This window comes from Rickettsiales bacterium (assembly GCA_033762595.1).
Lineage (GTDB): Bacteria > Pseudomonadota > Alphaproteobacteria > Rickettsiales > UBA8987 > JANPLD01.
In genome coordinates this window covers 1-24,643 of record JANRLM010000039.1, presented here as the reverse complement: position 1 = coordinate 24,643, position 24,643 = coordinate 1, and the positions used below count along the sequence as shown (strand labels likewise).

Sequence of the window (24,643 nt, the reverse complement as noted above, 5' to 3'; positions counted from 1 at the left end):
CAAGCTGGTGATGTTGTGATTTCTGGTGAAGCTACAGATATTAAGCCAGGTAATTGCTTAAAGCTTAAAAATATTCCAGTTGGAACTATTTTACATAATGTTGAGCTTAAAGCTGGCAAAGGTGGTCAGATTGCAAGATCAGCTGGAACATATGTTCAATTAACAGGTAAAGATTCAGGTTACGCATTACTAAAACTTCAATCAGGTGAAATTAGAAAAGTTCCATCTGAATGTATGGCAACTGTTGGTGCAGTTTCTAACCCAGACCATCAAAACCAATCTTCTGGCAAAGCTGGAAGAAGCAGATGGCTTGGTAGAAGGCCTCACAATAGAGGTGTTGTAATGAACCCAGTTGATCACCCACTCGGTGGTGGTGAAGGTAGAACTTCAGGTGGTAGACACCCAGTTTCTCCTTGGGGTAAACCAGCTAAAGGCGGTAAAACTAGATCTCGTAAAAAGGCATCTAACAAGTTTATCGTTGAAAGAAGAAAAAAGCGTAAATAATTTTTAATGAGAAGGTAATTTAATATGCCAAGATCAGTATGGAAAGGCCCTTTTGTAGCAAAATCACTTCTTAAGAAGGCTATTGCTGCACAAGGCACACACAAAGTTATTAAAACTTGGGCTAGATCTTCAACAATCATTCCTGATTTTGTTGGTCTAACTTTTGGTATTTATAATGGCAAAACACATGTTCCTGTTGTTATCAAGGAAGAAATGGTTGGTCATAAATTAGGTGAATTTGCTCCCACTAGAACTTTTCATGCTCATGGTGGAGCTGATAAAAAAGCTGAGTCCAAATAGTATAAAATTATATGAGTAAAGCTAAAACAAATAGAAAATACGCACCAAATCAAGCATTTGCTACTTTGCGTTCGTTAAGATGCTCTCCAAGAAAAGTTGCACTCGTTGCAGGTTTAATTAGGGGTGCAAGTGCAGGAAACGCATTACAACAGCTTACTTTCTCAAGGAAAGCAGTTGCAAAGCCAGTAAAGGAATTACTTAAATCAGCGATTGCTAATGCTGAAAATAATCACAATCTTGATATTGACAGATTATTTGTTAAAGAAGTTTTGGTTGGCAAAGGAATAGTTATGAAAAGATTTGCTGCTCGTGCTAGAGGTCGTTCTTCTAGAATTGAAAAACCTTTCAGCAATATAACTATTGTTTTGGAAGAAGGTGCAGAATAATTAAAAATTATAAATTAAATTAGCTTATGGGACAAAAGGTAAATCCAGTAGTTTTTAGAGTTGGCGTTAATCGCACTTGGGACTCTCGTTGGTTTTCTGCGAAAACTGATTACAGAAGAAAATTCCAAGAAGATATTAAAATCAAAGAATTTATTGAGAAAAAACTCAAAGAGGCTGCAATAAGTAAAGTTTTAGTTGAGCGTTCTGCGAATAAAGTTCGTATATCAATCTATACTGCAAAACCTGGTGTTATAATTGGTAAAAAAGGTGCTGATATTGAAACTATTAAGAAGGATTTAGCTAAATTTACCAAAGATGAAGTAAGCATTAACATAGTTGAAATTCGTAAACCTGAGATTGATGCTAATATTATTGGCCAAGGTATTGCTCAACAGCTTGAAAGAAGGGTTTCTTACAAAAAAGCGATGAAGCGTGCTATGCAATCTGCAATTAGAATGGGTGCACAAGGTATAAGAGTTAATATTTCAGGTCGTCTAAATGGCTCTGAGATTGCAAGAACTGAGTGGTATAGAGAAGGTAGGGTTCCTCTACACACACTTCGTGCTGATGTTGATTTCGCAACTGCTGAAGCTCATACTACTTATGGTGTTTTGGGAGTTAAAGTTTGGGTTTATAAAGGTGAGATTTTAGCTCATGACCCATATGCTCACGAAAAAAGAATTTTAGGAGTTAAATAAGGTATTAGGTTCTAGAGGCTAGGTTCTAGGGAAATCCCTAAATCCTAGCCTCTAACCCCTAGTCCCTAGGAAAGGAGATATTTTTTATGATGATGCCAAAACAAACTAAGTTTAGAAAAGCCTTCAAAGGCAGAATTCACGGCGAAGCAAAAGGTGGGTTTGAAATTAGCTTTGGCGATTTCGGCTTAAAAGCCCTTCAACCTGAGAGAATTACTGCTCGTCAGATTGAATCTGCGAGAAGAACGATTTCTAGATATATGAAAAGAACAGGTAAGCTATGGATTAGAATCTTCCCTAGCCTTCCAGTTTCTAAAAAGCCTTTGGAAGTTCGCCAAGGTAAAGGTAAAGGCCCAGTTGAGTTTTGGGCAGCTAGGGTTAAACCGGGCGTTATTATGTTTGAGTTAGGTGGGGTTGATGAAGCAACTGCTAGAGGTGCTTTTGAAAGAGCAGCAGCAAAACTTCCTATCAAAACTAAATTTGTAAAAAGAATTGTTTAATTTTTGTTATTAAGGAATTTTATGAAATACCAAGAACTAAAAGGTAAATCAGTTGATGAGTTAAATAAAATCATCGCTGATTCTAAGAAAGAGCTTTTCAATCTTAGAATTAGAAAATCAACTGGTGAACTTGATAAAACTAACAGGTTTTCTCAAGTTAAAAAGGTAATTGCTAGAGTTAAAACTTACATTAACTCTACTAAAAATGTAGCTTAAAATATTTATATTATGCCAAAAAGAATTTTAACAGGTGTTGTTGTTAGTGATAAAATGGATAAGACTGTTACCGTTAAAGTTGACAGAAAGGTTAGACACCCTCTTTATTCAAAAATTATTACTAAATCTAAGAAATATCACGCTCACGATGAAAAAGAACAATTCAAAGAGGGCGATGTTGTTTCTATAGTTGAATCTAAGCCTTTCTCAAAAACTAAAACTTGGGAAGTTATCTACGATTCTGCTAATAAAAATAATACTCCGCAAAAGGCCGAGAAAAAGCCAGTTGCTAAGAAAAAGATTGTTAAAAACTAATTATTTACTTGACTGAGGAAGCTAAATTTCATATTAGCAACCTCCAAATTTTGAAATTTTATGATAATACAAGAAACAGTTTTACAAGTTGCAGATAATAGCGGTGCTAAGTCTGTAAAGTGCATCAAAGTTTTAGGAAGCTCTAAAAAGAGATATGCTAGAGTTGGTGATATTATTGTTGTATCTGTTCAAGATGCTGCCCCTCGCGGTAAGGTTAAAAAAGGTAGCGTTCAAAGGGCGGTTGTAGTTAGAACTAAAAAAGAAACTAAAAGAAATGATGGAACTGCTATAAGGTTTGATACAAATGCCGCAGTTTTAGTTGATAAGAAAAATGATTTAATTGGAACTCGTGTATTCGGGCCAGTTACTAGGGAGCTTAGAGGTAGAGAAGAATTTGCAAAAATTATCTCACTTGCACCAGAGGTATTATAATAGATTATAAGATTTACTTAATTATTTATGGCTAAAGAACTTACAAAATTTGAAAAAAAATTTCGCGTTAAAAAGGGTGATAAAGTTAAAATTATCACTGGCAAAGACAAGGGCAAAGAAGGCGAAATTTTAAGAGTTATCAAAGATAATGATAGAGTTATCGTTTCCGGTGCAAACATCGCTAAAAAGCACACTAAACCAAGTGCAATTTCAGCTGGTGGCATTGTTGAGAAAGAATTATCTATCCATATTTCTAATGTTGCTGTGGTTGATCCTAAGTCTGGCTCTGCATCTAAAATTGGATACAAAAAACTTGAAGATGGCAAAAAAGTTAGATTTGCCAAAAAGTCAGGTGAGGTTATAGGTTAATTTTTGAATATTAATGATTATGGCTAAAGCTACTACAAAAAAACAAAATACTACAGCAAGCAGCACTGAGGCTCGCCTTTATACTGAGTATAAAAATACTATCATAGCTAGTTTAGTTAAGCAATATGGCTATACTAACCCTATGCAAGTTCCTAAACTTACTAAAATCTCATTAAATATGGGTGTTGGTGAAGTTCTTAGGGATTCTAAAGTTATTGATAATGCGGTTGCTGATTTGACTGCTATTGCAGGTCAAAAACCAGTTATCACGAAATCAAGAAAATCAATTGCAACTTGGCGTTTAAGACAAGGTATGCCAATTGGAACTAAAGTTACACTACGTGGCAAAAAAATGTATGAATTCCTAGATAGGCTAATTAACATTGCCCTTCCAAGAATTCGTGATTTTAAGGGTTTATCAACTAAAAACTTTGATGGAAAAGGCAATATCAGCTTTGGAATTAAAGAACAAATTATATTCCCTGAAGTTAATTTTGATAAAGTTGATCAAATCAGAGGTATGGATATTACAATAGTAACAACGGCTAAAAATGCTGAAGAAGGCAAAGCACTTCTGCAGGCATTCAATATGCCATTTTATAATTAATTATTTTTTATGGCTAAAAAAAGTGCAGTAGAAAGAAACCTTAAAAGACAGCGTCTATCTAAACAATTCGCTGGCAGAAGGGCAAAATTAAAAGAAATAGTGATGAATAAGGAAACAACTCCAGAAGCTCGCTTTGATGCGGTTGTTAAATTATCTCGCTTGCCTAAAAATAGTGCAAAAAACAGAATTAGAAATAGATGCGAAGTTACTGGTAAACCTCGTGGATATTTTAGAAAATTTGGAATTTGTAGAAATGTATTAAGAGAATTATCTTCTATTGGCCAAGTTCCGGGCGTTATTAAATCTAGCTGGTAATTAGAAATTAGGAGAATTTATGGCAATTAATGATTTAACATCTGATATGATAGCTACTTTGAATAATGGTCAAAGAGCTAAACTTGCAGGCGTTACAGTTCGTTCAAATAAATTGAACAAAAATGTTTTATCAGTTCTTCAAAATGAAGGCTTTATTGATTCTTTTGAAGAAGTTGAGGAAAGAAAGAATGTTAAGTTTATCAATGTTAAACTTAAATATTATCAAGGTCAGCCAGTTATTAAGAAAATTAAAAGGGTTTCAACGCCTGGTTTAAGAGCTTATTCAGCTATTAAATCACTAGGCAAATCTTTTAGTGGTCTTGGTGTTAAGGTTCTTTCTACTTCTAAAGGCGTTATGTCTGACTATGAAGCGAGAAAGCTTAATATTGGTGGTGAAATAGTTTGTGAAGTATTTTAATTTAATTGGTTTTGAACCAAAAAATATATTAGTTTATGTCAAGAGTTGGAAATAACCCAGTTACAATAACAAAAGGTGTTGAAGTTAAGTTATCTGGTCAAAAAATTGATGTTAAAGGTCCGAAAGGCACTCTAACTTATTTAATTCCTGATGAGATTTTAGCAAGCGTTGAAGGCGATAAAGTTTCTTTCAAACCTGCTAATGATAGCAGAAAAGGGGATAATAAAGTTAAGGCCAAATGGGGTTTATCTCGTGCTTTACTTAACAATATGATTAAAGGTGTTACAGCAGGATACACTATTAACCTTGAAATTCAAGGTGTTGGTTTCAAGGCTGCTTCTCAAGGTAAAGTTGTTAAATTAAATCTTGGCTTTAGCCATGATATTGACTATAAAGTGCCAGAAGGCGTTGAAATTAAAACCCCTAAACCAACAGAGATTTCTATATCTGGAATTGATAGAAGATTAGTTGGTCAAGTTGCGGCAGAAATTAGATCACTCAAAAAGCCTGAACCTTATAAAGGAAAAGGTATAAGATATTCTGGTGAATATGTGAGATCTAAAGAAGGTAAAAAGAAATAGGTAAATAACTTTAAGTTTTATGACTAACATTTTGAAAAAAAATAGGATTTCTAATAGAGTTAGAAAGAAAATTAGAGCGGTTTCTAACGGCAAGCCTAGGCTTTCAGTTTTCCGTTCTAACAAGAATATTCATGCTCAAATTATTGATGATGTTAATGGAGTTACTATAGCTTCTGCATCAACCATTGATAAGGAAATTAAGGGCAAGTTAAAAGTTACTTCTAACACTGAGGCAGCAAAACAAGTTGGCGCTCTAATAGCAAAAAGAGCAACTGAGAAAAAAGTTTCTGAAGTTGTTTTTGATAGAGGTGGAAATGCTTATCACGGCAGAATTAAAGCTCTAGCTGATTCAGCAAGAGAAGCTGGTTTGAAATTTTAATACTATAAATAATTATGAACGCACAAGTTGAAAGAGAAGAAAATCAGGTAATAGATAAATTAGTTGCTATTAACAGAACTACAAAAGTTGTAAAAGGTGGTCGTAGATTTGGTTTTTCTGCATTAGTTGTAGTCGGTGATGGTAAAGGTAAAGTTGGCTTTGGAAAAGGTAAAGCGAAAGAAGTTGCTGATGCAAAAAGAAAAGCAACGCAAGCTGCTAAAAAGAATATGATTAGAGTTCCTTTAAGAGAAGGAAGAACCGTTCACCACGATATTAGAAGTGAAGCTGGTGCTGGTAAAATTATCGTTCGCTCAGCAGTTCCAGGAACTGGAATTATTGCTGGTGGCCCACTTCGTGCAGTGTTTGAAGCACTTGGCGTTAAAGATGTAGTAGCAAAATCTACAGGTTCATCTAACCCATATAACATGGTAGCGAGCGTATTTAAGGCATTACAAATGTTCCAATCTCCTAAATCTACCGCTGCTCGCAGAGGTAAAAAAGTTAATGAGATTGTTAGCCAAAGAGAAATTAAGGTTGGCGAAAAAATTAAAAAAGAATCTGAATAATTATTTTTATGACAGCTACTAAGAAAATTAAAATTAAGCAAATTGGAAGCTATATCGGTAGACATTACAAGCAAGAGCAAATCTTGCGTGGGCTTGGTTTGAAAAAATTATATCAAGAAAGAGAACTTTTGGATACTCCAGAAGTTAGAGGAATGATTAGAAAATTGCCTCATCTTGTTCAAATTATTGAAGGATAATATTAATTGTTAACGATAAGAATTTATGACGACTGCATTAAACATATTAAATGACATCAAACCTAATAAAGGTGCAACTAAAAAGAGAATGCGTGTTGGTAGAGGCATAGGCTCTGGCAAAGGTAAAACTTGTGGCAGAGGTGGTAAAGGTCAAACTGCAAGATCTGGCGTTGCAATTAAAGGCTTTGAAGGCGGTCAAACACCTATTCATAGAAGGCTTCCTAAGAGGGGGTTTAATAATTTCAGCCGTAAAGATTACGAAGTTGTAAATCTTTCTGATATCCAAAACGCAATTGATGAAGGCAAACTTCAAGCGAATGGAATTAATGCTGAATCCCTAAAAACTGCTGGTCTAACCAAAAATAGATTAACTGGCATTAAACTTCTTGGAAGTGGTGAATTGAAATCTAAAATTGAAATCTCAGTTTGCAAGGCTTCAGAATCAGCAAAGCAAGCAGTTGAAAAATCTGGTGGAAAAATTACCCTACTTTCAGCTTAAGTATTCCATACAACTTGTTGTAACCTAGCTTGTTTTTGACTTAACAACTAACGCTTGCATCGTTAGGTATTATAGATTTAAGCCCCCTAACCGCTAATTGTCAACACTAGCTTGTCAAGGTTAATTGTTATAGCATTTCAAAAAATTTAATCATATATCTCCCTCTCCCTGTTATAGAAGGGAGAAGGGTTTTGTTGTAAATAAATTTTTTAAATACTATAAAAGTGCTTCTAAATCTAAATTTTGAGCTTGTTTTATGGTTAACCCCGCAATAAATGCGGGGTGACATTGCAGAGTAAAATATGGGCTTTCTTTCTAAAAAGAGAAAATAAATCAAATTTTTATAATTCAAAAACAGCAGTTACGGGGGCGTGATCAGAGGCTTTTTCTTTACCGCGATATTCGGAATTTATAACACAATTATTGCACAAATCAGCGGCTTTTGCGTTAGCGAGAATATAATCAATTCGCATACCTTTATTAAACCCCCAAGAATTACCTCGATAATCCCACCAAGAAAAATCTGACTTCTCTGGGTTTAACTCTCTAAATAAATCAAAATAGCCAGAATTTAATATTTTTGAAAATCTAACTTTTTCCTCAATGTTAAAACAAATTCCACCCTCTAATGATTTTGCATCAAAAACATCAATATTTTTCATAGCCACATTAAAATCACCTGCAATTACAATATGTTCATCTAAGTTTCTAATGTTAGAAAGATGCTCATTTAAGGCTTCAAAAAACTCTTTTTTATAAGTGAATTTTGAGGAGCTAATATCCATTCCATTTGGAACATAAACTGAAGCAATACGAAAAACTTTACCATTCACTGAAATAACCGCCTCAATATATCTCGCATCTTGAATCTCAATATTTTTATCTTTTTCTGCAAAAGAGTTACTTTCAAAAAAATCATCAGAGAAGATTTGTGGTGAAGAATCAAATAAATCAAAATTTGGCTTTTTCTTGCCTTCTATTTTAGCTTCAGATTTTTCAGAAATTTGATGAGAAAATTTTGCATTCGGCAAGCCTTTGAAAAATTCTTCAATTTTATATTTTGAGAGAATTGCAACGCCATTATAGGTTTTCTGCCCAAAAACCGCTGAGTTATATCCCAAATCGGAAATTTCTTGGAAAGGAAAAGCCTCTTCAACGCATTTTAATTCCTGCAAAAGAAGGACATCTGGCTTTTCTGCCTGCAAAAATTCCAGCAAATTCGGCAACCGAGCTTTTATAGAATTTATGTTCCAAGTTGTAATTTTCATTAACTCTTAATCCTCACGCCTTTCTTGATTAAAGTATAAACGACAAAATATAATATCAAATTGCAAATCAATAACATAATAATGCCGTGATAAATTGGAAAATCATTATGACCAGTTAGTGAATATCTAAAACCATCAATCATATAGAAAAATGGGTTGAAATGATTGAATTTCTGCCAGAATTCCGGCAGGTTTTTTATTGAATAAAATGTTCCAGATAAAAATGAAAGCGGCGTGATTATAAAATTTGTGTAAAAAGACATTTTGTCAAATGTATCGCAGAAAATCCCAGCGAGCATACCAAAAAGTGAAAGCAAAAGTGATGAAAAGAAAATATAAAAAATCATCAAAGACCAATTATGGACTGAGATTTTTATAGTTTCATCAAAAAAAGATAAAATAATCACCGCCAAAACCACCGCAAGACCTGAGAAAATGCCCCTTGTAACACCTCCGAGTGTCATTGCGATAGTAACTTCTTTTGGAGAAAGTGGCGGAAGAAGTAAATCAATAATAGTGCCTAAAACCTTTCCAAAAGTAAGCATTGAGGAGGTGTTTGCAAAAGCATTTTGAATAATTGTCATCATTATTAAACCGGGGATAATAAATTGCTTGAAGGGAATCCCCTCAACCTCCCCTACCCTGCCCCCAATCGCCAGTGAGAATATTGTGAGCAAAAGTAAGGAGTTCACAAGTGGTGCAATAATTGTTTGATTATACACGCTCAAAAAACGCTTAACCTCTTTTACATAAAGAACATATGTGCCGTATAAATTCATATTTATTGTGATTTATTTTATATTATTATTATAAATAGTTATAAAATTTTAAGTTTAACCAAAAATTGTCACCTCGCATTTATTGCGGGGTTAACTATAAGACAAGCTCAAAACCTAGCTTTATAAACAATTTCAACCATTAACCCCGCAATAAATGCGGGGTGACATAAAACAAAGAATTATAATAAAAACATTTCAAAATTAGCTTATGTCGCAAAATCAGAATATTGTAAAATCAATTTTAGATAATTTATTTTTTGATAGGGAAAAACGAATCCCCTTCAAAAACCATATAAAAATTGGTTTAATATTTTCTTCCGCCCCTGCCCTAATTATTATTCTTTTTCTTATCAATAATTATATTTCTTATCAGCAGGCCACTTTTATTTACCTTGCGATATTTGGAATGTCTTTAATATTTATTCACCCTTACGCGGTTGACCTCAAGGAATTAATTAAATATGTGGAAGATTTAACGATTGATAAAAACCCCAAAAAACCTGCCCTTTCTTTTATAAATAATCTGCAGGAGCTTTCAGTTGCGATTGAAAAACTTAATAAATCATGGCTCGCAAAACAAAATTATTTGAACGCCCTAATTGATGAAGATAAAATTCTGATAAATTCCATTCCAGATATTTTAATAATGGTGAATGATAAAAACCAACTGATTGATTATAACCTTAGTGCTAGAACGATTTTCGGTGCTTCCGCAAGCAGAATTATTGCAAAAATTTTATCTGATGAAATTATCCAAAATAGCATAGAGCAAATCAGAAAAAATAATCAGCAAAAAATAATTAGTTATAATTTGGATAATCCAGAGAAGTTTTTTATCGCTAGGTTTGAAAAGTTTCCTGAAAACTCGCCTACTGGCATTTCAATTTTGATTATTCTTCAAGATATTACAATTGAAAAGAAAACCCAAAAAATGCTAAAAGATTTCGTCGCAAACGCAAGTCACGAGCTAAAAACACCGCTTACAAGCATTAGCGGCTTTATCGAAACCATTGAAAATGATGAAAATCTTAACGCCGATCAAAAAAACTTTCTTGAAGTTATGAAAAGCCAAGCTGAGCGTATGAAAAAACTTATTGCTGATTTACTAACCCTTTCTGTGATTGAAACGAATAGTAATTCTGAAAAGAAAGATATTATTAATTTTCCTGAAATTATAAATGAAACCCTAAAAAGCCTTAAGCACCAAATTGATGATAAAAAAATCTCAGTTCAAAAAGAATTTGCAAATGATATTCCACAAATTATCGGAAATAGAGATGAGCTTATGCAAGTAGCGGATAACCTCATCAGCAACGCCATTAAATATAATTCAGAAAATGGAGAAATTATCTTAAAAATTTTCCTGACTAATAATGAAAATTATAAATTTGATAAATTTGAGGAAAATGCAAAATTGCTTTGCGTTAGCGTTATAGATAGCGGTGAAGGGATTGCCGAGCAATATATTCCAAGGCTAACTGAGAGATTTTTTAGGATTGATAAAGCTAGATCAAGAAAAATTGGTGGTAGTGGCCTTGGTCTTGCAATTGCAAAGAATATAATAAATAACCACAACGCTCACTTGCATATTGAAAGCGTGCAAGGTAAAGGTAGTAATTTTAGCATTTTCTTCGGAGTTTGAAAACACCTAAGATACTGATAAATAGCAAAAACACCACCCATCATCAATGGCGGTGAGCAGGGTCGGTAAATATGAACTACTAACCACCTGTAACTTGTTGGTATATAAAGGTAATTGTAAAATTAAATTGGTGGGAAATGGTGCGATTAAGCAATATTTATAATGCCAAAGTTTGTGCCTTAGTTCCATTTTTACCCTCATTCCAAACAAATAGCCTTTTGAATTCCCCGATATTTTCTTGCTGCTCTTTAACTTCTTTTGGTGTGAGATTTTTTATTGTGCCATCTTTGAGTTGGCATTCAATATGCGTAATCATTACATCTGAGAGTCCTTGATCAAGTTTTAGCAAACTTTCAACTTCATCTTTTTCTAAAATACCATCTCGCAACGATTTTTTTAAGCTTTTAATAATTTCTTTCATATCAGAATTGGCTTGAGAAAGTTTGCTAGTTAATTCAATATTTCTCTCGTTAACACCAATTTTTCCTTCTTCAAAAAAATCAAAAACATATTCTAAAGTTGACTTTTGCTCTTCAAAATCCCCAATTTTTACCATTCTATTAGCCTCTATGGCTTTTTTTCTTTTGTCATCTGGTAAAGCTTCTAAATCACTATAAAAGCCAACATAATCATAAATTCTTCCAAAAGCATTACCTACAACTGATGGATAAAAAGAATCATCTTTTAATAAACGCTCCTCTAAATCCTGAAGTAAACCATTTGAAATATTTGAGAAGAGAGAATCTTGCTGATTTCGTGTTAGTAAATTATGAACAGATGTATTCTCAAATCCATTTTTATAAAGACCATTATAGAGAGAAATTCCTTGAAATTTTTCAATGGCTTCAAAAATATTTTCTTGAGTTATCCCTTCTTTTTTAAGGTAATTAACTATATTATTTAAAACATTTTCTTTGTCTAAGACGCTTACAATTTTTTGAATATGTGTATTAAATTTATCGATAAACTCATTCCCCATATCAGTTTCGGTAAACAACTTAATTTTTATTAGTTGTTCATCAGTTGTAAGCAAAGAATCATCAGTATTTTGTAGTTTTATAAGTAGGTTGTATAGCTTTGCTTCATTATAAGATTTTACAAATAATGAGTTTTGGTATTCTGGCGATTTAAGAGATGGAACGTAGCCAATTGAGGCAGGCCTAGAACCAATAGCCTCATAATTTTTATCTTTTGAGCTAAAACCATCAACAAAGCTATAAGCATAACCGCTAGTATTTCTTAGCAACTCTGAGAGTTTTGCTTGATTAACATTTATATCAGATGGAAAAACGCCACCATTAGTTAAATCAATCTCATTTGAACAAGATTGAACGATTTGATCTAAATCAATTCCATCTTCTGCAACCTCAGTTTTTATTTCATCATACAAATCTTTTAACTCTTGCTCTGAAGCTTTTAGTATCTGCTTTGACTTATATGGTAGTTTACCAGACATAAAATAGATTTAGTTTTTAATGTGATAATACATTTTCAACACTAGTTTTAATAGTGGTAATTTTGTAGGTTGAGTAATCTTTATCTTTAACTTCAATTATTCTTCCGTTTTTATCTTTAGTCGGTTCTTCATTAGCTTTTGATTTTAAGTCACCATCAAGATTAGCAAAATTTCTTAATATGCTAGCAAAATCGGTAGCATTTGCATTAAGGGTAGAAGGGTTGACAGTTGTCAGTGTAGCTGATAAGCTGGTTAATAGTTGGGTAGCTGTAATACCTTCGTCTGCTAAATGCTCTTGTAAAGAACGAGCTTCTTCTTTACTTAACTTACCATCACTTACTATATATTGGTTAAACGCTTTTAATGCATCAGTGTCTGGATTGAATTTTGAAATAATTTTATTGAACATATCATCTGCTTGAGATATAGCAACTGCAGGAGTTACACCATTCTGGTTAAGGTAGCCTTGATATATTTTTGCTTTCATTTCTAAAAATTCAACAGAATTCATTTTTCTGCTTTTCATCAATTCAGGATCAGCCATTATTTGTTCTAGCAAAGTTTTAGCCTCAGGAATACCTTCAAGTTGAGAAAGTAAATTTGAGAAAGTTTTTGGATTTTCATTTACCTCTTTGATAATTGCCTGAAAATCAGTATTTCTATCTAAGCAACCCGTTGAGACATTTATTGCAATTGTTATTGCGGCAATTAATATTTCAAAGAATGACATATTAGCTATATTAGCAAGCATATCTGAAATTGACCTTCTCATAAATGGATCAGGAAGTATGCAAGCTAACACATCGAATTTTTCTTGAGCTTTTTTAGGTAAAGAGCCATGAAACCATAATTTATTGGCTTCATCGGCTTGAACCATGTAGTTATCAAGTGAATCTCCATTTCCTAATTTTGGATGAGTTATCAAATCACCTTTACAATATACATCTGACCTTTGTTCTGGAGATAATTTATGCTCTTTTCCTTCCTCATCAAGAAAGAAAAAATATTCAATCTTTTCTGGATCATCACCATTTCTTTTTGCAAAAACCCTACGAGGCTTATTTATTTTTGGATTATTAGCATCTGAAAGATCAACATCTTGGTTTTTATTACTTAGCTCGGTTAGATCAACATTAAGTAACCTCTTCCCGTCTTGAAAACTATCAAGCCTGTGTAAATCTTGTGGAATATAATAATAAGCAAATTCAGAAAAATACTGCATTTTTTCTGATTCCCTTTCAAACATATATACTGAGAAATCCACAGAAGAATATTGGATAGAAGGCATCGGAAAAGTGCCAACTTCTGTTTTAATGTCATATATTTTTGTAGGAAGTAGTTCATGAGGTAAATCCTCCAAAACCATTCTAAACATCTGTTCTTTCGGTCTTTCCTGAGTTGGATCATTAGCTTTTTGAAGGTTGGCATCCCTTATCTTTTCTTGTGTTTCACGATCTTTTAATGCTTCTGTAGCATTTTGTTTATAAGATTCTTGAGCTAAACCATATCTGGCTTGAAGCTCAGCTTTGTCAAAGTCCGTTAAAGCATTAAGTCTATCAACCTCAACTTTTCTTGCTTGAGTTTGAGCATCTTTTTCTTTTACTTTTAACTCATCATCTACAACTGCAGCTTGAGCATCTTTAAGAGCCCTATCTCCTTGAGCGGTTATTACAGCTGCCTCCGCATTTTTAAATGCTGCTTCAGCACTTCTACCCTGAGTATAAGCTTCTTTAATTTTTCTCTTCTCTTCCGCAGATAAACCCCAATATTTTTTTCTTAAATTTTCACCAGCAGAACCTTCGGACATCCATTCAAAAAAGTCCTTATCTTCTTCTTGAGTACCACCAGTTAAAAAGCCACTACCTCCTGTTCCAGTGCCACCAGCATTTCCTCCGCCTCCTTGTTTTTGTTTTGCTTCTGCTTCTGCTTTCTTTTCTGCTAATCTTCTAGCTTTGAATTGATCTTGGGTTTCTCCTGTTAAATAATGGGTTGTGCCATTATCTGTTAGCCACTGTGTTTTATCATCTTTTCCATCTTTATTACGATCAACAACCTGAAAAAGCCCCATTTTTTGACCCAGCTCAAAATCCTCCCCTGCATAGAAATTACTACTTAGAAGAAATTTTATTTTATTTTGTATCATATAATCTCCTATGTATTATATATATTTTTGTTAACCTAACGCTTGAACATTTAGCCTTAAAGTAGCGGGGTTGGTTTTTATTTGCTCAATTAAATTAGCAGGAATTGATGAAATTACACCATTACCCTCTCTAAAATCTTTTAGATCTCCAAGCATTCCTCTACTATTAGATTCAGGTTTAACATTATAGCTAATATCGTAAAGCAATTCTAAATCAGAGGTATTATACTCTTTTCCATTTATTTTAAATTTTTGATTTGTACCAATATTTATTCTATCGGTATTACCATCAAGGTTCATTTCACTTTTTACAGGATTAGAAAATTCAAAATTAACTTCCTTATCACCTGAAGAAATGATTATATTACCCACCTGAACACTTGCATTTGGTTTAAGAGAATATTCTTGAATATCTGTAGCATCATCAAATGTATTTCTTGCATTTGATGAAATAAGGGAGGCATTCCCACCATCAGTATATACATAGAATGCACCATCAACTAAGGTTCTAGATAATTTAGATGGATCTACAGCAGAGGTTGCTGCGGGGGTAACACTAGATGGTGCAGTGGTTGATGGGTTGTTATTACCAGAAGATAATTCACTCGTGCCATCAGCCCTGTGAAGAAAGATTGGCTTAGGTAATTCCTCACCTTTTTTAATGTTACCAGATTGAATTATACTTATTTCTGCCCCTGGTGCTAAATTAACCTCAGTTATTACCCTATCCTTACCAACTTTATAACCACTTACTAAAGAACCCTCAGTAGGTAAAACCGTCAAATCACCTAATGTACTAGAGCCAAAAATATTATTTTCACCGGTTAAAATGTGACATATATTAGAAACTGTAGGAATAACATACATCGTGTCATTTCCCTCAACTAATCTTAAAGAATTAGAATAACCTGCACTAAAGCCACTTGGTGCATTACCTCGATCAATGTTATATTTTCTTGCTTCTTCTATAGACATTTGATGAACTCTTGCGAATCTAGGATCATCTTTACCAATAACCTCAAACGGCTCTTGGAAGGATCTTGCAACCTGATTTCCACCATATAAAACAACACCAGCTAAAATATGCTCTAAACATCCAGAGCCATTTTTTCTAATAAGCTTGTGAGCAAGTAAGCCTATTGCAACGGCTGGTGCCGCAAGGGCAGTACCTGCAAGTAAGGCACCTACTGCTAAATTTCTACTAATTTTAACACCAGAGTCTTTAACTTTTTCGATTAAAGGAGAATCCTGAATTCTGTTAATAAAATTTGGAATGCTTAAAATAGTACCCATTGCACCCAATGTTTCCGTTTGTTGACGACCCCCCCTATTATTATCAATAAAATTAGCTACATCTCTAAGATGTATTATTTCTCTTGGATCATTTATCAAAAACTCATGATTAGGATCTTGTATTGGATTATGACCAGCTTTCCTGCGATTAAATTTATCTGACCTTTGATAAGCAGGATCAAATTCATGTAAAATTTTTACCATAGGTCTTGTATGAGGCTCTATGGTTGTATGTTGAAGATATACCTTTTTAGCAACTAAAGAGTTAACAACAACAAACTCATCTGGACTTCCTAACTCCAACTTTGTCTCTACGCTTGAACCAACTAACCTACCTTCTTTTAGAGGCCTCAATGATTCATAATCGTTCATTCCTAATGTGTATTCAAACTCCCAAATATTGCAGGCTCTTCCTGTACTTCCAGAAAACTCCCTAGATTGATTATCATTCTCCATCCATGGCCTCATCACTGAAAATCTAAGAACCATCATTAAATCTTTTACCGAAGGTTTGGAATCTGAATCATCTGGATTAAAATCAAATGTATAACTATAATCATTTTTATATTTTGTCCTAACAAGTGGGTCAGAAATCTCCTCCCTGATAGTTCTGCAACTTCTTGTTGGTAAAGCAAAACCAGTTCCATGATCGCTAAAATTAGGCTCTTCATGTATAATGGGTATGATTCTTGAATTGTCATCCCATGACTTAGCCATGTATGTTAGCTCTAGATTGAGCCTTTTATCAGAGTTTGCCTTAAAAATACCAGTTTGAGCTTGTAACTCTGGAACATCGGCACCACCCAAACCATTATAATATGATGCGGTAACCATTCTCCCCCACAATTTACCAGTAATAGAGTTATGATCTCTTAAAAAATTTGCCAATTCCGCATCTTTCATTTTTCTAAAGAAATTCATGACCTCTTTAGGGTTTACATCCGGCATTTCAATTTTTAATTGTTCTATAACCTCTTTTTCAAAGGCAGAATCTCTAGGAGGCATTAGTGAACTAAAAAATGTTTTATCTTTGGCAGCTGGACCTGCGTGTAAGCCTCTCATTTCAGAAAGAACAGATTCATTATCAAATTCCTCGCCTCTCACTCTTCTTAAAATTTTATCCACGCCAATGAAAGACTCTAGAAGGTTAGTTTTTGCATAAGAAGTTGTTAGTAACCTGATATCTCTAATAGCTTCTTGAAGATCATCAAAATCGCTCTTTTGTAGGTTATTTAATTGAACCCTTTCTGCCATCGCCCTAAGGCTATGGTCATCTTTTATGGCTTCAAAAAAAGCGGATCTTTTTAATAAATATTCTGATGGATCAGCAAAAACGTTATCAATAAATGCATCTTTAAATAACCTTGCGGTTTTATTATCAAGAGTATCTAATAAGTTTAAATTTGCATTTACTTCTGGCTGTTGCTTCTGCCTAATTACATCAAGCACTTTCTTTATAGATTCTTCTCCTCCTGATAAATTTATACTCCTTAAGTAGCCTTCAATTTTTTCATCACCCAAATCAACTCTTGTTAATATCCCTTCAATAGTTTGTGGATTTGTAATGCCAAGAGCTTCAAAATGCTCTCTGTAGGTTGTTCTATCGCTTAAAAACTTTTTAATTTGAGTTTCATCTGCACCCATTTTTTTTAACAAAACGGCAGCTTTATCTTTATCACCATCAGCCAAAGCCATTATACTTAAATAGCCTGAAGATTCTCTAGTGACATCCTGCACATCGATTCTTTTTATTTGATATCTTGAAAGGTTGTTATTGATCCTATCCTTTAAGCCATCTTTCATCGCCCTAATAGCTGGAGAATTACCAGTATCATCATCTGATATAATTTCTAGCTGCTTCTTAAAAACTTTGTAAAGGTTTGATATTGAAGCAGCAAATCCTGCGGCTGCAAATGTAACTCCTACCATATATATCTCCTATAAATTCCTATTAATTTCCTGTCCATTTATCGCCAAAAAAGTCTTTTAGAACATTTTTGACTTCAGCTGGGGGTTCCTTTCCCTCACCAGCCATAAAAATTACACCATGTTTTTCAATATCAATAAATCCACTTTCAGCAGCTGCTTTGAAGGATGGGTAATCAGATTCTTTTAGCAATAGATAAACATAAATATCTTTGCCTTCTTCATTCTGAAGAGACAGAAACTCCAGCCTTGCACCCCTTTCGGATATAATTTTTTCAACCATAGATTTATGCCCTTGTGTAAACATTGTTTAATTTATTATCTTGTTACCCCAGCCTCAACTGATGCGCCACCACTCATACCACCACCAACCATATTCATAGCCATCATAGGTGCCATGTATTTTTGAGCAGCTTCTGGGTTTGCCATCATATAAAATTGCATTCCCTGCTGTGCAACGCCCATTAAGGAAGCTTTACCTTCCATAAGAGCCTCCAAAGTGCTAACTGCCTGCCATGCTACAGCTAAACCGGCCATACCTTGAACTAGCTTGTTATTCTCTTTCAATAACCCCATAGATACTTGAGAAGCCATTTTTCCACAGGTTTGAAAATATTTAACTGCGAATGTTTGTTTTTGCTTATTACTTTGGAATTGAATTGGTTTAGCAGGTTCCTGTTCTTGAGTTAAATTTTTACCAGTATTTTTACACTCTTTTCCTGCGGCGGTATTACCCAAATTTTGCATATGGTCATCTACAGTAACTCCAGCAGTTACAATATTTTCGGGATGTTCATCACCAGTGTGAGAAGCTACATCAGCACCATGGTTAGTTCCAGTGCCAGCTCCACCAGAAGAAACTGAGGCCTTCCAAGCATTATGGTGAGCGGCTTCCATATTTAATTCGCTAATATGAGCTTCATTTAAACCATCAACTGCTTTAGCCAAACCTTGATCAACCGAATTATTTTTTACAGAAGAACCTCCATCTTTGGCTACATTAGCTAAATTAGCTTCCGCTTCTAATCCTGTCAAACCAGCTCCCTTTTGTCCTTTTGCAACAACGGCAATACCTTCTTGAACAGCAGCGCCAACATTACCATCCGACAAATTAGAAGTTGCTTTAATCCCATGACCAATAGCAGATACTACCCTAGCAGCTGGAAGAACTGGCGCTACTTTATCTGCAACTTCTGTTGTCTCTTGAACAAAAGTCATCACTGCACCCCCTATATCACCATCGCCAAGTTTTTGAGCCACTTTAACTGTTCCTGATACACCAGGTATGACATCCATTATTGTGTTATCTCCACTCATACAATTCTCCTTGTTAGTTATTAACCCTCATTATACTCTAAAATAGTTAACAAATCGTAAAGAATTTTGAATTTATTTCAAATTTTTTATATTTTTTGTAACCATCTGATATGTAATGGTAATTGTACGATAAAAATAATATTTTGGCTATAGGAAATTTGATTGGTTGCAGAATGGATACTAAAAAGTGGCTTGTATTGATTCTGTATAATGGCTGAGGGAAGTGGTTTTTTAAGGGCGGTTGAGAAAAAATCAACTTTTGGTTTAACCATCAATTTCTTTGTTGGGATTATTATTTTCCTTCACACCAATCTGCTTCTCATAGGCGTTCCAGATGTCTTTGCGTCCTGATAATTCAAAAAAATGTGAATTATATCGGGCATATGACGTGCTAATAATATCAGGTTGGCGCAGTTGGAAAGGTTTTAGGTGATGCTTAGGTTTGGAGAGCTATCAAGTTAATAAGGAGAGAGGTTAAGGTAGCGGAAGCTTAAGCTCTGAACAAAGTGCAAAAGTTCGAATCTCAAAAGAGTAGCATTATGCTTTTCAAACTCGTGAGCTTTTTACAAAACAATCAAAGTATTGATTTTACTGGTATTCCAACCTCTGAACTAATTTGCGATAGGTTCAGGGCTTTGGAGAAAAACGGGCATATGGAGAGAGAAAGGAGCTGTTTCTAGCACGAGAGGTTCAGTACCACCCCCGCGAAAACCCCAGTATCATTGCGGCTTTCAGGGCTAACACCCCATTGGAGAGTGAGTTTTAAGCTGTAAAATGGCGGAGCGTGGGGGATTCGAACCCCCGATACGACTTTACAATCGTATAACGGTTTAGCAAACCGCCGCCTTCAGCCTCTCGGCCAACGCTCCGGATAACGTTCTAGTGTGTTATAAGCTAAAAATTAGCTGAGTAAACTATTTTTAATATATAAAATTTGGCGTTGTTAGGTAAGTTTAGATTTTAATTAATTTCTGTAGTTTTTTCTCTTTAGTGCCTCCCCGCATTTATTGCGGGGTTAAAGAACTTAATTTATGCAACCACATCATTTTTCATTCCCGCCCCGTGTCAAGCACGGGGTAAACTCCAGCGGGAATCTATATGACAATGGATACCCGCTTCCGCGGGTATGAAGTGAGAAAATTTGTTCTAGTTAACCCCGTAATAAATGCGGGGTGAAAATTGTGGTTAAGGAACTTATATCTATCTATACCTAACAATACCTAAAATTTTATGAAATTTGTTTACGATTTTTTAACTATTATATGTTATAGTGGTGAAAGTTAGAAAATGGAAGATGGATACATAATAAATCCACTTCCCTTAGGTAGACTGAGGTAATTAGTGCTATAACCTCCTATTGTTACCCCGCATTTATTGAGGGGTTAATGGTTAAAAGTGTTTACAAACATAAGTTTAGAGCCTGTTTTTGGTTTACCCCGCAATAAATGCGGGGTGACAATTATAAAAATAACAAATTAATAACAAAAAATTTATTTTATGAATTTTTTAACACAGATTTCACTTCAACAGCAATTGCAAACCGCAACTCCAGCTTATGGCAAGGCGGAGTTTGATGCAATAATGGCAGAAGTGAATGCCATCAAAGAGGCAATATTTCCAGCTGATGAAAACAAACCCTCAGTTTTAACGCAGGCTTATCCGAATATAACTAGAGATTTGTTAATAAAAAATACTAATTCTGATGTAGAAAAAAATATTCAATACTCAAGTAATGCTTATCTAATAAATTATTTTTTTGGAGAGGAATATATTGCTTACTTGATGAGTAAGGCAGATGGAGATTTAACTAAGTTTAGAGGGGCCTTTTATAAAGAACTTAAAGAACTTGAAATTCAAACAGATTCTGATGATTCTAAAGATAAATTTAAACCCTTCGGTGATGGTAAACCACTTGCAATTACTAATAACACCCTGCCTGCTAGTGTCAGTGGCAGTGATGGCACTAGTACTACACTAAACTGGGGGTTTACTCCCGCCTATTTTGATGGAAGTGATACCCCAGAAGAACAAGAAGCCTTAAAAAAAGCAACTTTTGCCGGTATTCTAAAAAATTATTCACTTTCGTTCGCAGATTCCCCTCCAACTTTTTATGATTTTCAAGGCGATAACAATACAAATATTTGGGGAGCGATTTTACAAATTTTAAGCAATATCTTCAAATTTGATTTAACTGAGTTTTTCCCTAATAAAAACAACGAAAATGAAAAAGATAAAAAATCTACCATTGAATATTATACTTCTGATGCAGGTAAAACCGAACTTCAAGGTGCTCTTCAAGAAAAAATAAAAACAATCACGCCAGAGAAAATTCAAAATTTAATTGCAGATAGTGAAACACCAGAGAAATTCCTTGAAGCACTAAATAAAGAATTTGGTAATATGGAAGTTGATGTTTATACTGGCACTAGTACAAACTATGAAAAAGTCTTAAAAAAAGTAAAACTAAGCGATTTAGGCTTTAAGTTAAATAGTGATCAAGCAAAACCTCTTCTTCAAGTAGCTGGCGTTTTAGCTGATGCTAATTTAAAAGATATATATACTAACTTAGATCTTACAAGCCCAGAACATTATCAAGAATTAAGAAAAAATGCTATTTTGCAGAAGGCTAAAGTTCTTGAGGTTGTTAGATATGATGTGGATTATAGTGATAATAATACTTCTTACAAGATAAAAGAGAGTTTTTATACGCCAGAAGTTTCAAAAGAAATCGCAACAGGGCTCGCCCAAGCATTAATAGGCGTTACTATTAAAAATTCTGATGGAAATACTGATATTGTAATTGCAGATATAAATGGAAAGGCCGCAGTAAATTTATTTACTAAAGGAACGCTTTCAGGAGATTCAGAAAACAATGAAAACCTAACTAAAATCTGGAATATAATTAAAGGTAAACCAATTGAGTTTGATGTTAATGGTAAAAGAGTTGAGATGTCCATAAATGAATTTGCCCGATATAATGGTTTAATGACAACCGGTAATACACAAGGTATCTTGCCTGAATTATTTAGGTTAGAACCTATCAATGTTGCGATGAAAAATCTTACGACCGAGGAAATAAAAGCCCCTGTTGATGTCACTAAAGGACAAACCTCAAAAGATGCTGGTAGTGGTGGTGGTAGTAAAGCTTCAGTTAGTGGTGGTGCCAGTCTTGAAGATGCCCCCCCTCCTCCAGTAATAAATAACAATCCAACCCCAGCGGGCAGAAAAACTTACGCAGAACATTTGAGGGATTTAGATGAAGCCTGCAATATAATGAGGAATTTATTTACTGATGAAGTTGGCTCCACAGAACAAAGTATGCTTAGGTATATTGATAGAAAATTCCCTCCTCAGCAAGCTAAGGATATAAAATATTTATGCAGAACTATTCACGAACATTTTGAGAGTAGCAATTCAAATAGAGATCCTTCATCACTACCAAATCGCTTTATTTTGCCAAGAGATATGAGCAGGTTTAACAGATATGTTGATAGACTTCAAAATTCTGCACATAGAAGGGTTGAAAGGGCTTCTGATGTATATGCGGAATATGATTTGGTAACTATACAAGGCAGTCAAAAAGCTAGTTACCCAGGGGCAGATATATATCTCAGTGATGAAGATTACAATTATATGAAACGAAGAAATGAAAATAATGGCAATTTCTTTGAAAAAGCTTTTTTACCAGCTATTAGAGCCAATGATGGCAATTTCTTCGGCATAGATGATTTGAACAAAGCAAAAAGAGAAAGAGATGCTTTACAAAATCCAAAAGACTCAAAAAATGGATTATCTGGAGGGATTTCTGAGGAAGATGCAAGTCCAACAAGTGGAATAACTGGAGGAGTAGCTGATGAGGAAGATGCAAGTCCAACAAGTGGAATAACTGGAGGAGTAGCTGCTGAGGAAGATGCAAGTCCAATACCAACAAATGTTGATACAGAAACTCAAATATTTTTGAATGCCTTATCTACTAATGATCCAGCAGAAAAAACTGCATTGGCAGATGTTATCTCCGCCCTGCAAGAGGCTAATGTGCAGTATAAGGCCACTACCACTACTAATAACGAAAAAGCAGAGAAAGCTTTTGCTGAACTAATAAAAGCACTTGGCGAAGGTGCAACTATAACTATAGGTGCCGATGGCAAAGCTTCAGTTAAAAAAGGTGACAATAATGTTAATATAGAAAACCTAGAATTAATCCCATTTACAGCAAATCAAACCATCGAAGGCGTTGATTTATCAGCCCAAGGCGATCAATCTCAAGCATATCTTAAAGCTGTTGGAAAACTATCTAATGCCGTTAATATAAATGCAACTTCTAATGCAAATATATCCTCAGTTAATGGAAACAATTTGCTAAAACTTCAAGAGTTTGCCAGATAATAAATGATGCGGTGTTTTCTCTTTAGTCCCTCCCCCTGTTTACGGGGGGAGGTTAGAGCCTGCCCCGCACTTGTTGCGGGGAGGGGGGCTATTCCCAAAAACCATCAACAATCAAGCAATTAATGCCCCCACCACAGCCCTCCCTCGTAAACGGGAGGAAGGGGTTTTCCCGAAGACAATCAACCATTAACATTAAGCCTTTCTGCCACTGCATCGCTGTAAGTATGGTTGGAGAAAACTTCTTGCACATCGTCTAAATCTTCAAGTTTATCAATAAGGTTTTCAACTTTTTCGGCGGTTTCAAAATCAACTTCCATCTCATTTTTAGCACGCCATTCAAATTTTCCAGATTCTGGATCACCAAGTTTAGAGGAAATCAATTTCTGCACTTCACCAAAATTTTCAACGGAACAGATAATTTCGTGATGGTCATCAAAACTTTGGCAGTCATCAGCTCCAGCTTCAATCGCAACTTCAAAAATCTTTTCATCACCAGCAATAGATTTTGGATATTTGAAAACGCCTAGTTTCTCAAAACCGAATGAAACACTGCCGGTTTCCCCAAGGTTTCCACCGAATTTTGAAAAGGTAGAACGAACATCTGAGGCTGTTCTGTTGCGGTTATCAGAGAGTGCCTCAACGATAATCGCAACGCCACCTGCGGCGTAACCTTCATAGCGGATAGATTCAAAATCATCTCCAGCTTGGTTGCCGATCGCCTTTTTTATGGCGGCTTCAATTCTATCTTTCGGCATTGATCTTGCCCTTGCTGCGGAAATCGCAAGCCTTAACCTCGGGTTATGATCAGGCTCTGGAAGCCCAGATTTTGCTGCCACGATAATTTCGCGTGCTAATTTTGTAAATAGATTAGCCCTTTTTTTATCCTGAGCGCCTTTTCTATGCTTTATATTTGCAAATTGCGAATGCCCTGCCATATAATCAGTTGTTAGTTATTAGTTGTTAGTTTTTTATGTTAAAAAAATTTATAATTCCAGCTTTTTTTATTGCTAGTTTTTTTCTTACTTCTTGCACAAGAGAAGAAAGAAAAATTGATAATTCAATGTTTGATTTCTCAGTTGAAGAACCAATAAAACAAGAAGTTCTGCCCACTAAATTAGAAGAAGCACCTGCACAGGAGCAACAATCAGCACCTC

29 protein-coding genes, 1 tRNA gene and 1 pseudogene are annotated in these 24,643 nt (G+C 34.7%); 22 read left to right on the top strand and 9 right to left on the bottom strand.

Annotation, left to right across the window (positions count from 1 at the left end; all coding sequences use genetic code 11):
* The 17 genes and pseudogenes from rplB to rplO all read left to right on the top strand — a co-directional run.
* A partial coding sequence (rplB, locus tag SFT90_03290) for a 50S ribosomal protein L2 (protein ID MDX1949510.1) occupies positions 1–504 on the top strand: 504 nt, incomplete at its 5' end.
* Between the two features lie 24 nt (positions 505–528).
* Positions 529–804: a 30S ribosomal protein S19 gene (rpsS, locus tag SFT90_03285; protein MDX1949509.1), complete on the top strand. Its 276-nt coding sequence runs from the start codon at positions 529–531 to the stop codon at positions 802–804.
* 11 nt (positions 805–815) lie between these two features.
* Complete coding sequence (rplV, locus tag SFT90_03280; protein ID MDX1949508.1) at positions 816–1,190, top strand: 50S ribosomal protein L22; 375 nt, start codon at positions 816–818, stop codon at positions 1,188–1,190.
* 26 nt (positions 1,191–1,216) lie between these two features.
* A complete protein-coding gene (gene rpsC, locus SFT90_03275; GenBank protein MDX1949507.1) occupies positions 1,217–1,888 on the top strand; it encodes a 30S ribosomal protein S3 in 672 nt (223 codons plus the stop codon).
* An 86-nt stretch (positions 1,889–1,974) separates the two neighbouring features.
* Positions 1,975–2,385 (top strand): 50S ribosomal protein L16, encoded by a 411-nt coding sequence (gene rplP / locus SFT90_03270; protein MDX1949506.1) that lies wholly within the window; start codon positions 1,975–1,977, stop codon positions 2,383–2,385.
* A 21-nt stretch (positions 2,386–2,406) separates the two neighbouring features.
* Positions 2,407–2,601: a 50S ribosomal protein L29 gene (gene rpmC, locus SFT90_03265; protein ID MDX1949505.1), complete on the top strand. Its 195-nt coding sequence runs from the start codon at positions 2,407–2,409 to the stop codon at positions 2,599–2,601.
* Between the two features lie 12 nt (positions 2,602–2,613).
* Positions 2,614–2,835: pseudogene (gene rpsQ, locus SFT90_03260) on the top strand (30S ribosomal protein S17).
* 141 nt (positions 2,836–2,976) lie between these two features.
* The gene (rplN, locus tag SFT90_03255) at positions 2,977–3,348 is read left to right on the top strand and encodes a 50S ribosomal protein L14 (protein ID MDX1949504.1); all 372 of its coding nucleotides are present in this window, start codon (positions 2,977–2,979) and stop codon (positions 3,346–3,348) included.
* Positions 3,349–3,375: 27 nt separating this feature from the next.
* On the top strand, positions 3,376–3,717 hold the full coding sequence (rplX, locus tag SFT90_03250) for a 50S ribosomal protein L24 (protein MDX1949503.1): 342 nt from the start codon (positions 3,376–3,378) through the stop codon (positions 3,715–3,717).
* Positions 3,718–3,736: 19 nt separating this feature from the next.
* A complete protein-coding gene (rplE, locus tag SFT90_03245) occupies positions 3,737–4,324 on the top strand; it encodes a 50S ribosomal protein L5 (protein MDX1949502.1) in 588 nt (195 codons plus the stop codon).
* Positions 4,325–4,333: 9 nt separating this feature from the next.
* Complete coding sequence (gene rpsN, locus SFT90_03240; protein ID MDX1949501.1) at positions 4,334–4,639, top strand: 30S ribosomal protein S14; 306 nt, start codon at positions 4,334–4,336, stop codon at positions 4,637–4,639.
* A 19-nt stretch (positions 4,640–4,658) separates the two neighbouring features.
* Positions 4,659–5,057 carry a 30S ribosomal protein S8 gene (rpsH, locus tag SFT90_03235; protein ID MDX1949500.1) on the top strand — a complete coding sequence of 133 codons (399 nt, stop codon included), beginning with the start codon at positions 4,659–4,661 and terminating at the stop codon, positions 5,055–5,057.
* A gap of 35 nt (positions 5,058–5,092) precedes the next feature.
* A complete protein-coding gene (rplF, locus tag SFT90_03230; protein ID MDX1949499.1) occupies positions 5,093–5,638 on the top strand; it encodes a 50S ribosomal protein L6 in 546 nt (181 codons plus the stop codon).
* A 19-nt stretch (positions 5,639–5,657) separates the two neighbouring features.
* Complete coding sequence (rplR, locus tag SFT90_03225) at positions 5,658–6,017, top strand: 50S ribosomal protein L18 (protein MDX1949498.1); 360 nt, start codon at positions 5,658–5,660, stop codon at positions 6,015–6,017.
* A 14-nt stretch (positions 6,018–6,031) separates the two neighbouring features.
* Positions 6,032–6,583 (top strand): 30S ribosomal protein S5, encoded by a 552-nt coding sequence (gene rpsE, locus SFT90_03220; protein MDX1949497.1) that lies wholly within the window; start codon positions 6,032–6,034, stop codon positions 6,581–6,583.
* 8 nt (positions 6,584–6,591) lie between these two features.
* Positions 6,592–6,780, top strand: a complete 189-nt coding sequence (gene rpmD / locus SFT90_03215) for a 50S ribosomal protein L30 (protein MDX1949496.1) — start codon at positions 6,592–6,594, stop codon at positions 6,778–6,780.
* Positions 6,781–6,805: 25 nt separating this feature from the next.
* Positions 6,806–7,279, top strand: coding sequence for a 50S ribosomal protein L15 (gene rplO, locus SFT90_03210; protein MDX1949495.1), 474 nt, complete (start codon positions 6,806–6,808; stop codon positions 7,277–7,279).
* A 341-nt stretch (positions 7,280–7,620) separates the two neighbouring features.
* Here rplO and SFT90_03205 read toward each other — a convergent pair whose 3' ends face one another.
* Together SFT90_03205 and SFT90_03200 are read right to left on the bottom strand one after the other, a co-directional pair.
* Positions 7,621–8,547 carry an exodeoxyribonuclease III gene (locus SFT90_03205; protein ID MDX1949494.1) on the bottom strand — a complete coding sequence of 309 codons (927 nt, stop codon included), beginning with the start codon at positions 8,545–8,547 and terminating at the stop codon, positions 7,621–7,623.
* Positions 8,547–9,326, bottom strand: coding sequence for an ABC transporter permease (locus SFT90_03200; protein MDX1949493.1), 780 nt, complete (start codon positions 9,324–9,326; stop codon positions 8,547–8,549). Before SFT90_03200 ends, SFT90_03205 begins: the two co-directional genes overlap by 1 nt.
* Before the next feature lie 208 nt (positions 9,327–9,534).
* On the opposite strand from SFT90_03200, the gene SFT90_03195 reads away from it, so the two are divergent.
* Positions 9,535–10,968, top strand: coding sequence for an ATP-binding protein (locus tag SFT90_03195; GenBank protein ID MDX1949492.1), 1,434 nt, complete (start codon positions 9,535–9,537; stop codon positions 10,966–10,968).
* 157 nt (positions 10,969–11,125) lie between these two features.
* Here SFT90_03195 and SFT90_03190 read toward each other — a convergent pair whose 3' ends face one another.
* From SFT90_03190 to SFT90_03170, 5 genes are read right to left on the bottom strand one after another with little or no spacing between them, the layout of a single operon-like run.
* A complete protein-coding gene (locus SFT90_03190; GenBank protein ID MDX1949491.1) occupies positions 11,126–12,424 on the bottom strand; it encodes a hypothetical protein in 1,299 nt (432 codons plus the stop codon).
* A gap of 16 nt (positions 12,425–12,440) precedes the next feature.
* A complete protein-coding gene (locus tag SFT90_03185) occupies positions 12,441–14,567 on the bottom strand; it encodes a hypothetical protein (GenBank protein MDX1949490.1) in 2,127 nt (708 codons plus the stop codon).
* Between the two features lie 30 nt (positions 14,568–14,597).
* On the bottom strand, positions 14,598–17,789 hold the full coding sequence (locus SFT90_03180) for a hypothetical protein (GenBank protein ID MDX1949489.1): 3,192 nt from the start codon (positions 17,787–17,789) through the stop codon (positions 14,598–14,600).
* Positions 17,790–17,811: 22 nt separating this feature from the next.
* Positions 17,812–18,069, bottom strand: coding sequence for a hypothetical protein (locus tag SFT90_03175; GenBank protein MDX1949488.1), 258 nt, complete (start codon positions 18,067–18,069; stop codon positions 17,812–17,814).
* 35 nt (positions 18,070–18,104) lie between these two features.
* Positions 18,105–19,103 (bottom strand): hypothetical protein, encoded by a 999-nt coding sequence (locus SFT90_03170; GenBank protein MDX1949487.1) that lies wholly within the window; start codon positions 19,101–19,103, stop codon positions 18,105–18,107.
* A gap of 210 nt (positions 19,104–19,313) precedes the next feature.
* On the opposite strand from SFT90_03170, the gene SFT90_03165 reads away from it, so the two are divergent.
* A complete protein-coding gene (locus tag SFT90_03165) occupies positions 19,314–19,454 on the top strand; it encodes a hypothetical protein (GenBank protein MDX1949486.1) in 141 nt (46 codons plus the stop codon).
* Positions 19,455–19,642: 188 nt separating this feature from the next.
* Positions 19,643–19,783, top strand: a complete 141-nt coding sequence (locus SFT90_03160; protein ID MDX1949485.1) for a hypothetical protein — start codon at positions 19,643–19,645, stop codon at positions 19,781–19,783.
* A gap of 95 nt (positions 19,784–19,878) precedes the next feature.
* Here the strand turns inward: SFT90_03160 and SFT90_03155 are convergent.
* A tRNA-Ser gene (locus tag SFT90_03155) sits at positions 19,879–19,972 on the bottom strand.
* A gap of 628 nt (positions 19,973–20,600) precedes the next feature.
* Between SFT90_03155 and SFT90_03150 the strand changes: the two genes are divergently transcribed.
* Positions 20,601–23,489, top strand: coding sequence for a hypothetical protein (locus SFT90_03150; GenBank protein ID MDX1949484.1), 2,889 nt, complete (start codon positions 20,601–20,603; stop codon positions 23,487–23,489).
* A gap of 179 nt (positions 23,490–23,668) precedes the next feature.
* On the opposite strand, the gene SFT90_03145 is transcribed toward SFT90_03150, so the two are convergent.
* Positions 23,669–24,424, bottom strand: a complete 756-nt coding sequence (locus tag SFT90_03145) for a YebC/PmpR family DNA-binding transcriptional regulator (GenBank protein MDX1949483.1) — start codon at positions 24,422–24,424, stop codon at positions 23,669–23,671.
* Between the two features lie 35 nt (positions 24,425–24,459).
* Between SFT90_03145 and SFT90_03140 the strand changes: the two genes are divergently transcribed.
* A partial coding sequence (locus SFT90_03140) for a hypothetical protein (protein ID MDX1949482.1) occupies positions 24,460–24,643 on the top strand: 184 nt, incomplete at its 3' end.